The following is a 12,393-nucleotide window of genomic DNA, read 5'->3' as shown; positions in this document are numbered from 1 at the left end:
TGGAAATACCTTCTCAGCGGTCGGAACTATCGCGCGGTGGGGCTGCGTGTCTGCTCACGCCGCAGTTTCAGGTTCAGGTCCTGTATGGTCCTGCGTGCTGCGGCCAGTTCATCGCGCACGCGGGCCAGTTCTGCCTTCAGCGCCACGATTTCCGCGCGCAGGGCGGGTGGATGATCAGCCATTGGGAAACCCTTTCCTCAACATCATGACGTCTGGGTGGCAGATGCAAAGCGTGAACGCACCTGTTCAAACAGGGTTCGCGCCGCCATGTCCTTCGTATCGGTATGGTCGATATGATGGCGCATGCGGGCCGCGATTTCATCGGCGTGCAGCACCTTGGCATCCACCAGCATCTGCATAAGGTCCATGACCACGATCTGCTGTGCCGCAATCATCTTGACCACGGGCATCACCTTGGCCTGTGCTGCATCACCCGCTGCCTGCGCCAGGGCCTTGCGCAACTGGTCCGGGACTGCCTGATCGTTCATGGCTGTGCTACTCCGCTCTTGTCATCATGGGACAGGCATGGTGATAGCAAACAGCCTGCACAGCAATGCGGCCCATGCAGGACGGCCCAACACTGCACGCCGCCCCATTCGTCAATCAGGACCGTAAACCGCCATGTCGACCCTCACCATCCCCGATGATGAATTACATGTGACCTACATCCTGGCATCCGGTCCCGGCGGGCAGAACGTCAACAAGGTCGCAACAGCGGCCCAGCTCCGTTTCGATGCCCGCAACTCCCCTTCCCTGTCCGCACGTATCAAGCAGCGCCTGATACAGGTGGCGGGCAGCCGGATGACAGGGGATGGCGTGATCGTGCTGACCGCCCGACGCTTTCGCAGCCAGATCCGCAACAGGGAAGACGCGGTGGCACGCCTGCACGAAATGATCGGACAGGCCAGTCAGGTACAGGCGTACCGCGTGCCCACGCGCCCGTCGCGCAGCCAGCGGCGCAAGCGGCTGGACAGCAAACAGCATCGCAGCCGCATCAAGCAGGGGCGCAGCACGCCCCATGCTGACTGATACCTGCCGCGTCCTGACGTATCAGGCCGCTTCGCGCTTCTGCCGGGACATGATGCGCCGCAGCAGGGGCACGAATTCCGACAGATGACCGATACGGTACAGCCCCGGCCATTCCGGCGCGGGCTTGTCCAGATCACGCAGCAGCACGCAGGCCATACCGGCCAGACGGGCGGCTTCGACACCGGCATTGGAATCTTCCAGCACGATGCAGTTGCCCGCCGGGATATTGTCCTGTTCGGCCGCATACAGATACAGGTCGGGCCGGGGCTTGGGCATGTTCAGGTCGCGCCCGGAATGAATGCGCTCTTCATCGAGCATCTGGTCAAGACCCGTGCTGCTGAACTTGGCCTCCATCTCCGCCATGGACGAATTGGAACCGATACGCACCGGCAGGCCGAGCGACAGTGTCGCCTTGAGCATATCTTCCGCGCCATCAACGGTCTGGGCGTCGGTCTTCATCATGGACACGATGAGGTTCTGCACATGCATGTCCCAGTCATCGGGCAGCGTCGCACCGCTCTCCTGTGCGATACGGTCGCGAATCTTGGCCAGTTCGCCACCGGTAAACATTTTATTGGCCTGCTCGTCCGTAATGTTCCAGCCATATTTCCGGGCTTCCCGGGCCATGATGCAGGTGGACAGATATTCCCCGTCGACCAGAACCCCGTCACAATCGAAAATAACCATGCGCAATTCCCCATCGGGGCGCACGGCCGCAGGCAGTTGATTATCGGATTTGCTATGTAAATTCAAAGTTCAGACCCTACCTTTCATGCACTTCTTGTACGCCGGAAAACAAATCATATTGCGACAGAAGCCATGCATTATAGATATGGTACGATTTTCTGGATTGGAAGGATAAAATTTACATTTTTTCGTAATATATTAAATATCAGCAGATATTTATTATTTATTTCATTTAGATGTTTATTTATCGTTTACATAAACAAATCCAAAGTAATTTTATGTTTATGTTTTGTTAATTGTTCTGAATTTACTTAAATACTATTACGGCCCGCCATGTATATAACATGGTCGGGCCGTAATGTACGCCATGCCGGACCGATCGGACCCGGATGCGGTTTCCTATCCCTTGCGGGTGGGCGTCTGCCCTCTGGCCGCAACGGGCGTGGGGGTATGTTCGGTCCACCCGCCGCCCAGCGCCCGATAGAGGGTTACAAGGTTCTGGTAGCGTGAAACCGCAATGGAAATCTGCCATTGCTGCGCCTGCAGCATCGAACGCTGCGACACCAGCGAGGTCAGGTAGGAATCCGTCCCCGCCCTGTACCGCAGCATGGCCAGCCTGTACGCATCCGATGTCGTGGTCACGTATGTGTCCATCCGACCGGTTTCGTCACGATAGGTATCGCGCGCCGCCAGCGCATCCGCCACCTCGCGGAAAGCGGACTGCACCGTCTTTTCATACGCCGCCGCCTTGGAAGCGCGCATCGCGCGTGACGCCTTGAGGTTACCGCTGTTCTGTCCCCAGTTCAGCAGGGGAACCTGCAACTGTGGCGATACACCCCATGTCGTCGCGGCCGACGTGAACAGTTTGTGCGGCTGAAGGCTGCTGATCCCGTCCGACGCAGTCAGCGTGATGCGCGGATAGAACGCGGCCTTGGCGGCACCGATATCGGCATTGGCGGCCAGCAGGTCATGCTCGGCCGCCCGGATGTCGGGCCGGTGTTCCAGCACGTCCGCAGGCAGTCCGGGGGGCAGGTCCTTCATGATGGTCTGCTGCCCCAGCGGCTGGGCGGGAGGCAGGTTATCGGGGATCGGTTGACCGATCAGCAGCGTCAGCAGGTTTTCGTCCTGCGCCACGCGCCTGAGCGACTCATCACGGAACGCCCCGCTCTGCGCCACCTGCGTTTCCGTCTGCCGCACGGTCATCTCATCCGTTTCGCCATGGGCGAAGCGGGCCTTGACCATATCCAGCGTTTCCTGCTGGGAAGCCAGGGTATCATTGGACAGGCGCAGCGATGCCTGATCCCCCAGCCATGAGATATAGGCCGTCGCCACCTGCGAGATGATGCTGATCAGCATGGCCCGTGCGTTTTCACGCTGCATGAGCGCATGTTCCGCCGCTTCACGCGACATGCTGCGGATACGCCCGAACAGATCGATTTCGTAGGACGAGACGCCTATGCCCATCTGGTAATATTTGAATGTTGGCGGATTGCCGGTGTCCAGACCCGGCGCGAAGCTCAGACCGGCCGCACCGGACGGCCCCTGGAATATGGCCTCGCCACCGCCGCCGATGGCCGGAAACAGTCCGGCATGCTGGATATCGAACTGCCCCTGCGCGCGCCGGATGTCAGCCGCCGCCTGCCGCAGGTCCCGGTTTTCACGAATGGCGATGGCGATCAGCGCCTTAAGCCGCGGGTCGGTAAAGAAATCCGCCCAGCCAAGATCCGCCGCCAACTGGTTTTCCAGCACGGGCTGACCGGTATTGGCATAGGCAGGCCACGCCTTGGCCATGGGTGGCGCCGGGCGCTTGTACTGCGGGATCATGGTGCATCCGGCCAGCAGGACAGCCGCGATGCCTGCCGCCCCCGCGCGCTTAAGGGTGGGGAATACGGTCATCTGCTTACTCCTCCACCGTGCGTTCGGACATGCGCCGCACCCGGCACACACGCAGCACGACCACAAAAAACAGCGGCACGAAATATACGGCCAGCAGCGTGGCCGTAACCATGCCGCCCACCACCGCCGTGCCGATCGCAACACGCGCGGCGGAGCCTGCGCCACTGGCGATGGCCAGCGGGAACACACCCACCACGAAGGCGATGGACGTCATCAGGATCGGACGCAGCCGCTCCCGCCCGGCTTCCAGCACGGATTCTTCCAGCGTCGCGCCGTTCTCGAAAAATGCCTTGGCGAATTCCACGATCAGGATCGCGTTCTTCACTGCCAGCCCCACCGTAGTCAGCAGCCCGACCTGGAAATAGACGTCATTGGCCATGCCACGCAGCAGGGTCGCCACGATCGCGCCCAGCACGCCCAGCGGGATGACAAGCAGCACGGCAAAGGGAATGGCCCAGCTTTCATACAGCGCGGCCAGACAGAACAGGATCACGACAAGGGCCAGTGCGTAAAGCGGACCGGTGGAAGCGCCCGACGCCATCTGTTCATAGGACAGGCCCGTCCATTCATAGCCGACACCCGGCGGCAGCTTGGCAAGGATTTCCTTGATGGCTGCAATGGAATCGCCCGAACTGTAACCCGCCGCGGGCTGGCCGAGGATTTCAAAGGCGTTGAGACCGTTATAATCCTCCACCTTCTGCGGCCCGACGATCCACTCGCCGGATATGAAGGCGTTGAACGGCACCATCCCGCCCGTGATGTTGCGGATATACCATTTGTTCAGGTCATCGGGGATCATGCGTGAATCAGGCGTGCCCTGAATATAGACCTGCTTCACACGGTCATCGCGCAGGAACTGGTTGACGTAGATGGAACCCAGCGCCCCCTCGATCGTGGTGTTGATGTCCGCGATGGTAATACCCAGCGCGTTGGCTTTTTCACGGTCGATATTCAGATGGAACTGGGGCGCATCCTCCATACCGTTGGGACGCACGGCGGTCAGGCGATGGTCCTTTGCGGCCATGCCCAGCACCATGTTACGCGCTTCAAGCATTTTGGCATGACCCAGATGCCCGCGATCTTCCAGTTCAAGGTCGAAACCGGTGGCGTTGCCCAGTTCCAGCACGGCGGGCGGGTTGATGGCGAATATCTGCGCCACCGGGTCCATCCAGAAATGCATCATGATGCGCATGGCGATCGCCGCCGATGTCTGGGATGCGGCGGGCCGGTCATCCCAGTCCTTCAGGCGGATGAAGAAGGCGCCGGCACTCTGCCCCTGCCCCGCGAAGTTGAACCCGTTCATGGCGTAAACGGATTCAACATTCTTGCCCTCGGTCTTGAGGATGTAGTCGGTCACCTTGCGGTTGACGGCCGCCGTCTGTTCCATGGGCGTGCCAGCAGGCATGGTCACCTGACCGAAGATCAGACCCTGATCCTCATCGGGCAGGAAGCCACCGGGCAGGCGCATGAACAGCCAGCCCACACCTGCGGTAATCAGCACGAACACCAGCATGGACAGCCCGGCATGCCCCAGCACGCGGGTCACCCCCTTCTGGTAGCCGTTGGTCAGGCGCGTGAAATGGCGGTTGAACCAGCCTGCGGCCCCCGTGGTCTTTTCATGGGTGCCGGGCTTGAGCATGGTGGCGCACAGGGCGGGCGTCATGACCATGGCCACCAGAACCGACAGCCACATGGCCGCGACGATGGTGATGGAAAACTGCCGGTAGATCACCCCTGTCGAACCACCAAAGGCCGCCATGGGCAGGAACACCGCCGTCAGCACCAGCACGATGCCGACCAGCGCGCCCGAGATTTCATCCATTGACTGACGGGCGGCGTCGCGTGGAGACAGCTTCTTTTCCGTCATCACACGCTCGACATTTTCCACCACCACGATGGCGTCATCCACCAGCAGGCCAACCGCCAGCACCATGGCCAGCATGGTCAGCGTATTGATGGAGAAACCAAGGGCGGCAAGAATGCCGAACGTGCCCAGCAGTACTACCGGCACGGCGATGGTCGGAATAAGGGTGGCGCGGAAGTTCTGCAGGAAGACCAGCATCACAAGGAACACAAGGGCGATCGCCTCGATCAGCGTGATGATGACTTCCTTGATCGACAGAACGATGAAGGGCGCCGTATCCAGCGGATAGACGGTTTTCAGCCCCGGTGGGAAGAACTGTTCCAGTTCATGGATCTGGGCGCGCACCGCATTTTCCGTCTGAAGCTGGTTCGCACCGGGGGCCAGTTTCAGCGCCATGCCCGAAGCGGGCATGTTGTTGTAGAAGGAATCGGTATTGTAGGTCTGCGGTCCCAGTTCCACGCGGGCGACATCACGAATGCGCACCTGCGAGCCGTCGGGCTGGACTTTCAGCAGGATCTTCTCGAATTCACCGGGCTCATGCAGGCGCGTCGGCCCGATGATGGTGGCGTCAAGCCGCGCACCGGAAGATGCGGGCAGGCCACCAAGCTCACCTGATGAAACCTGAATGTTCTGTGTCTGGATCGCGGTCTGCACGTCAGCCACGGTCAGGTTGTATTTGTACAGCCTGGACGGATCGAGCCAGATCCGCATCGCGTATTCCGCGCCGAACAGCGTATGGTCACCCACGCCGGTCACGCGGCTGAGCGGATCGGAAATGTTCGAGGCCACATAATCGGCGATATCCGCGCCGCTCATGCTGTTATCGGTCGAGATGAAAGCAAGAACCATCATGAAGTTCTTGACGGCCTTCGTGATGCTCAGGCCCTGCGCCGTCACTTCCGTCGGCAGCTTGGGCTGCGCAAGCTGAAGCTTGTTCTGCACCTGCACCTGCGCAATGTCGGGGTTGGTCCCCTGCGCGAAGGTCAGGTCGATTTCCATCTGTCCGGATGCGTAGGACTGCGCGGAAATATATTCCAGATGATCCAGCCCGAACATCTGCTGCAGGATCGGGCGCACCACCGTATCGTTCACCGTATCCGCGGACGCACCGGGATAGGTAACGGTGATGGCGATCTGTGGCGGTGCGATGGCGGGATACTGCGCGATGGGCAGGCGCAGGATGGACACCCCACCCACCAGCATGATGATCAGACCGATCACCCACGCGAAAACGGGCCGGTCGATAAAAAAGCGCGACAGAGACATGGGGGATTATCCTGCCTTGGCCTGCGGGGACACATCGATGGGTGTCACCGTGTCGCCGGGATGGATCTTGAGCACACCTTCGACGACAACGCGTTCGCCATTCCTGATCCCGTCGGTCACAAGCCAGTTCGTGCCAATGGCCTGCTGTGCCGTCACTGACCGGATACTGACCTTGTTGTCGGCATCGACCACCCAGACCTGCGGATCACCGTGTGAATTGCGCTGCACCGCCTCCTGCGGCACCAGCAGGGCTGCGGGGTCCACGCCTTCGGCAAGCTGGGCATGGACATACATGCCCGGCAGCAGCAGCCGTTCCGGGTTCGGCATGACCGCACGCACGACAACCGTGGCCGTGGCTTCATCCACGTTTACTTCCGAAAACTCCATGCGACCGGCATGTTCGTACGTTGTGCCATCTTCCAGCGCGATGGTGATGCTGGCGGCATTGTCGCCCGCCCGTGTCAGCCTGCCCTGCGCCAGTTCCCGGCGGAAGCGCAGCAGTTCGGTCGCGGGCAGGTTCACGTCCACATAGATCGGGTCAAGCCGGGTCACGATCGCCACATTGTTCGTCTGGTTCGTCGTGACCAGCGCGCCGACCGTCAGGATCGAACGGCCGATACGGCCGCTGATGGGCGCATTCATGTGGGTATAGCCCAGATCGACATTGGCGCGCTCAAGCTGGCCCTTGGCCGTCTCGACATCGCCCTGGGCCTCACGTTCAGCGGCGAGGGCGTCGTCATATTCCTGCTGGCTGACGGCATGGGCCTTCAGCAGCGGGCCATAACGGTTCAGCTTGGCGCGTGCCGTCATCTCACCGCCCTGCGCGTGGAGCAGCTGGCCCTGCGCCGCGTCCACCGCGGCCTGATAAATGCGGGGGTCGATCTGATAAAGCTGCTGCCCGGCCTCGACATCCGTGCCTTCGACAAACAGGCGCTTCATGATAACGCCGCTGACCTGCGGACGGACCTGCGCGATTTCGAACGCTTCGGTACGACCGGGCAGTTGAGTATGAATTTCCACCGGCTGGGTCTTGAGTGTTACAACCTTGACCGGCTGTGGGGGCATTTTGGGGGGCGCAGCGTGCCGCTGACAGGCCGCAAGGCCGAGAATCAGAGCCGCCGGGGCTACGACACGGGAATATTGCATCATGGTCACCAACCGGCTTGCATGCCGTTATATAAAATGTTTCTGAATCACAGCCGTGCTCACTGCTGCACATGGCCGCCATAAGAAAGCCAAATAACGAAACTATTTGGTTTTCAATGAATGGAAAACTATATCGTCTCCATAAGGCGGTCAAGCAGCGCATCCATCCAAAAGCGGTCGGAGCATATTACGAATGAGCAAGAACGGGCACGAAGCGCGGTTATCCGCCCCGCACAATTGCGACGGCCGACGGCGCGGCCCCGGTCGGCCACCTGAAATGGAAGAATGCGAACGCCGGGAACGGATTCTGGATGCTGCCTGCATGGCCCTGCAGCAATGTGGCTATCACGCCGCATCCATGGACAGGGTGGCCCAGCTTTCGGGCATGTCGAAGCGGACATTGTACCAGATGTTCGAATCCAAGCAGGACCTGTTTCATACTCTGGTCAGCAGCAGGCTGTTCAATGTCACCCCTGACAAGTGTCACCACATGGATGACCCGGCACAGGAACTGACGGAGCTGCTCCTGAACCTGGGCAGCGTCATCCTGCGCCCCGACCGTATAAGCCTGATCCGGGCGCTGATTACGGAATCACAGGAATCAGAGGACATCCGTCGCATCCTGACCACCCTGCGCGCGGGGGGAAAGGACAACATCCTGACCACATGGCTGGATCGCTATGTCCATCACAAGCAGTACGTGGTGAACGACATATCCATGTACAGCAATATGCTGTTTGGCATGACCATTGGCGATCTCATGCTCCAGAGCCTTGCCTGCGCATCCGAAACCTCGTGGGTCGAACAGAACATGCGACCACGCTTCCAGCGTGCGGTACGCATTTTTCTGGCGGGCTTCGCGCAGGGGTGCAACTGCCCCTGTGTCCCTGCCTGAACCCGGTATTCGTTTCGATCAGATTAGGCCTGTTATCCGGAGGCACCCTGTGATCCAACAGGACGTTTCTGCCTCCGGCTCCGAAGAGGAGTTTCCTGCTGCACATTATGAACAACAAAAAAGCCACCCGATTGGGTGGCTTTTCTTCTGTCTTTTCAGACGGATACGTATGGTTGCAGGGGCAGGATTTGAACCTGCGGCCTTCAGGTTATGAGCCTTTAGTCCCGATCTACGACCTGATCGCCTGATTTACGCCAAAACCACCAATTTTACACCACCACCATCACTTTTTAGAGATGACTTTTCGGTCGAACTTGTCGCGCCTACGCTGCTCCACCCTTGCTTACGCGGGAATACACTTTCCAACTGCATCCTATACACATCCTTGTTTTTTCCTATACGCACGCCAAGCGAGCAGCAATACAGCGATCGAAAACCTCGCTCACGGTGCTGAGCGCGGAATTCGGGATCAATCCAAAAACGGTGGCGAAGTGGCGGAAGCCTCAGACTGGCCGGGATCAGAAGACCGGCCCCAGAGAGCCGCACTCAACGGTCCTGTCCGAGACGGACGAAACGATGATCGTGGCTTTTCGTCGACATGCTTTACTGCCTCTGGATGATTGCCTTTATGCGTTGCAGGCCACCATCCCGCATCTGACACGCTCAGCGCTTCAAACGCTACCCGATCGGGTTCTTCTACCTCGACATCGCCGAGGTCCAGACCACTGAAGGCAAGCAGCATCTTTTCATCGTCATAGACCGGACAAGCAAGTTTGCGGTGGTGCAGCTCGCGGACAAGGCCAACAGAAGAACAGCCTGGGAGTTTCTCGAACATCTTCTGCGTGTCGTGCCCTACCGGATTCATGCCATCCTGACCGACAATGACATCCAGTTCGCCGAGCAGCCTCGTAGCCACGGTATGGCATGGTCACGTTCCATGTGTTTCGACATGATCTGCGAGACCAACGGGATCGAGCATCGCCTGACGAAACCCAATTACCCCTGCACCAATGGGCAGGTCGAACGGACGTGTCGTACAGTCAGGGAAGCAACCGTTAAACGGTTCCATTATAACAGTCATGAGCAGTTGAGGACGCACCTCAATGATTTCATGGCCGCCTATAAGTGCGGGCGAAGGCTCAGGACCCTCAACAGTCTCACACCCTATGAATACATCTGCAAGATCTGGAATGTAGAGGGTGTTATGCACTTTGGGCGAGCAGTTGAGCGGCATTTCTGAGCATGAAGCCAGCGAAGGCGATGGTGTGCATTGCGGCGAGGGTTGAGGCGCAGCGCTCGTAGTCTTTTACGAGCCTTCTGCACCGTGTCGCCCATGCGAACGATCTCTCCACGATCCATCGTCGGGGCAGCAGCACAAAACCCCGCTTTGCCTGAGGCAGCCTGACGATTTCGAGGGTGATATCCTGCTCTCTGGCAGCTTTCGCCGGTTTTGATCCGGTATAGCCCTGATCAGCCCATGCCAGTTCAACGCTACCGTCTGTTGCCTGCTGAATGGCTTGCGCGAGCGGAGCGACTTCTGCCCGATCATCTCTGTCTGCCGGGGTGACGTGCAGGGCCAGAAGATGCCCTAGGGTGTCGACCGCCATGTGCAGCTTCGATCCCTTTTTTCTTTTCGCGCCATCATACCCGGCGCGTGAACCACTCTCAGGGGTTGAGCGCAGTGTCCGGCTGTCGATAATCGCCGTTGTCGGCTCGGCCTGCTTTCCTGCAGCCAGACGCAGCACGGCCCGGAGATCGTGGACGACAACCTCGAAACATCCTGCGTCCATCCAGCGCCGGGATTGCTGATAAACCGCAGTCCACGGTGGCAGATCGTTCGGCATCGCGCGCCATGCTATACCGTAACGGATCACATACCGCAGGCCGTTGAACAACTCTCTCAGATCATGATGTCGCTGCTCTGCATCCTCTTTCATCAGAAGGAGATAGGGAACAATCAGAGACCACTCTTCGTCACTGATATCAGACGGATACGGTTTGCGAGCAGTATTCATCCACATATTCTGCAACAATTACACAAAAAAGTACATAACACCCTCTAGCAGCCTGTCGGGTTGGGCATTTTGCGGCTGATAACACCGAGGCTGACCCGGCTTATGCTGCGTGAAGCCGTGCCATTCTTTTGCAGTTGTATGCGAGAGCGACGAGTGTCCATTCGGTCGTGACTTTTGCAAGGCTGCGCAGACTGAATCTTCTGAACCCCATGATGCTTTTGATAATTCCAAAGACCGGTTCAACGGTCTGTTTTCGTAGTCTGTAAACATCTCCGGCAGCTGTGGTTTCCAGCCTGTCCTTCATGGCAAGCCGCCAGGGTTCGGTTATCCAGCGCGGCTCCCTGTTTTCAGGAGGGGGGGCGGAAATCATATGGTCTGCGGGCGCGAGGTCGTCCGATGGCGACCAGCGGATCGATGCCTTTTTTCCGCAGGTCCCGGACCGCCTGCCCGTTGGCGTAAGCGGTGTCGGCGAGCACTGTATTTGGGAGACCGATCGTGTTTTCCATCGACAGCACGGTGCTGGCAAAGGACGGCGCGTCCGCTGACGTGGCGACAACGTCGGTTGTCACGATCAGCTGACTGCCTTCGGCGCAGACCACGGCCTGGGCATTGTAAGTCTGCCGGAACTCGTGGGCGTCCGAACGCCGCATGAGGCGGCTGTCGGGATCGGTCAGGCTGATCTGCCGCTCAGGTAGTGGTTCATCATCAGGCGGTTTGGGCGCCCGGCCGCGACGCCCTGTTTTTGCGTCATACGCGCCTTCTTTTTCTCGTATGCCGGACGTGCAGCTTCGGCCTGCGCCTTCGCATCTGCTTCCAGCCGGGCGCAGGCTTCGTCCAGCTTCGCTTTCAGTATTTCCCGTCGGGCCAGCTCTTCCGGCAATGCCTGCGGATCGCTATCTGTGGCATCTGCGTGCTCCGCCTGCTCCAGCAGTTTCGCGATATCCACCGCCAGCTGTTTGCGCAGCGCCCTGATCCGGTCGTAACGCAGGGAACGGTATTTCGAAGCGTCGGCATCGATTTTCGTGCCGTCGATCGATACGACACCCAGACGCAGCAGACCTGTCTCGCGCGTCAGAAGCAGGACCTGCGCAAATGCAGCTTCAATGGCTGTCCGGTTCGTCCGGCGGAAGGTCGCAATCGTATCATGATCCGGATGCAGGTTCGCCGCCACGAAGCGCACACCGATGTCGCGATATGTCGCCCTCTCGATCCGGCGTGAGGAAAACAACCCGTTCGCGTAACTGAAGATCAGAAGGGCCAACATCAGGCGCGGATGATACTGCGCCTTGCCTCCCGTGCGCACTGGCACGCAGAACGCATTCATCGGAACCCGCTCAACGGCTGCGACAATGAAATGCGCCATATCATCAGCCGGAAGCCACGACTTCAGATCAGGTGGCAGAAGATACGGCTGAGACCGGTCAAACGGGATGAAGCTGCTCATCTCACCACCTTACAACCTCACCCCTTCACAGGGTACCCCAACCCGACAGGCTGCTAGAGCCAGAAAGATTCATCACCAAACCAACCCATCAAACCACGGAACTAAACAACTAACGGAGTAACCTGATCGGGAAGGATAATTTCGGGCCACA

General features: G+C 59.1%; 9 protein-coding genes and 2 pseudogenes. 3 read left to right on the top strand and 8 right to left on the bottom strand.

Annotation, left to right across the window (positions count from 1 at the left end; genetic code table 11):
• Positions 1–26 precede the first annotated feature (26 nt).
• Together KSAC_RS17330 and KSAC_RS11645 are read right to left on the bottom strand one after the other, a co-directional pair.
• The gene (locus KSAC_RS17330) at positions 27–182 is read right to left on the bottom strand and encodes a hypothetical protein (protein ID WP_162900393.1); all 156 of its coding nucleotides are present in this window, start codon (positions 180–182) and stop codon (positions 27–29) included.
• A 21-nt stretch (positions 183–203) separates the two neighbouring features.
• The gene (locus KSAC_RS11645; RefSeq protein ID WP_102324768.1) at positions 204–488 is read right to left on the bottom strand and encodes a hypothetical protein; all 285 of its coding nucleotides are present in this window, start codon (positions 486–488) and stop codon (positions 204–206) included.
• Between the two features lie 133 nt (positions 489–621).
• Here KSAC_RS11645 and arfB point away from each other — a divergent pair, with 133 nt between their 5' ends.
• Complete coding sequence (gene arfB, locus KSAC_RS11640) at positions 622–1,029, top strand: alternative ribosome rescue aminoacyl-tRNA hydrolase ArfB (RefSeq protein ID WP_110548319.1); 408 nt, start codon at positions 622–624, stop codon at positions 1,027–1,029.
• A gap of 21 nt (positions 1,030–1,050) precedes the next feature.
• Here arfB and KSAC_RS11635 read toward each other — a convergent pair whose 3' ends face one another.
• The 4 genes from KSAC_RS11635 to KSAC_RS11620 form a co-directional block, all read right to left on the bottom strand.
• Positions 1,051–1,716 (bottom strand): HAD family hydrolase, encoded by a 666-nt coding sequence (locus KSAC_RS11635; protein WP_102324865.1) that lies wholly within the window; start codon positions 1,714–1,716, stop codon positions 1,051–1,053.
• 399 nt (positions 1,717–2,115) lie between these two features.
• Positions 2,116–3,612: an efflux transporter outer membrane subunit gene (locus tag KSAC_RS11630; RefSeq protein WP_102324770.1), complete on the bottom strand. Its 1,497-nt coding sequence runs from the start codon at positions 3,610–3,612 to the stop codon at positions 2,116–2,118.
• 4 nt (positions 3,613–3,616) lie between these two features.
• Positions 3,617–6,742, bottom strand: coding sequence for an efflux RND transporter permease subunit (locus tag KSAC_RS11625; protein ID WP_102324771.1), 3,126 nt, complete (start codon positions 6,740–6,742; stop codon positions 3,617–3,619).
• A gap of 6 nt (positions 6,743–6,748) precedes the next feature.
• Positions 6,749–7,891, bottom strand: a complete 1,143-nt coding sequence (locus tag KSAC_RS11620; RefSeq protein WP_102324772.1) for an efflux RND transporter periplasmic adaptor subunit — start codon at positions 7,889–7,891, stop codon at positions 6,749–6,751.
• Between the two features lie 190 nt (positions 7,892–8,081).
• Here KSAC_RS11620 and KSAC_RS11615 point away from each other — a divergent pair, with 190 nt between their 5' ends.
• Positions 8,082–8,783: a TetR/AcrR family transcriptional regulator gene (locus tag KSAC_RS11615; protein WP_243705214.1), complete on the top strand. Its 702-nt coding sequence runs from the start codon at positions 8,082–8,084 to the stop codon at positions 8,781–8,783.
• A 366-nt stretch (positions 8,784–9,149) separates the two neighbouring features.
• Positions 9,150–10,023: pseudogene (locus KSAC_RS11610) on the top strand (integrase core domain-containing protein).
• On the opposite strand, the gene KSAC_RS11605 reads toward KSAC_RS11610, so the two are convergent.
• The gene (locus tag KSAC_RS11605; RefSeq protein WP_132303502.1) at positions 9,986–10,798 is read right to left on the bottom strand and encodes an IS5 family transposase; all 813 of its coding nucleotides are present in this window, start codon (positions 10,796–10,798) and stop codon (positions 9,986–9,988) included. The pseudogene KSAC_RS11610 and the gene KSAC_RS11605 overlap by 38 nt on opposite strands.
• 100 nt (positions 10,799–10,898) lie before the next feature.
• A pseudogene (locus tag KSAC_RS11600) lies at positions 10,899–12,242 on the bottom strand (IS1182 family transposase).
• Positions 12,243–12,393: the final 151 nt, after the last annotated feature.

It is taken from the genome of Komagataeibacter saccharivorans, assembly GCF_004348195.1.
Classification (GTDB): domain Bacteria; phylum Pseudomonadota; class Alphaproteobacteria; order Acetobacterales; family Acetobacteraceae; genus Komagataeibacter; species Komagataeibacter saccharivorans.
Note: the sequence above shows the minus strand (reverse complement) of the source record. Positions and strands in the feature narration are given on the sequence as shown.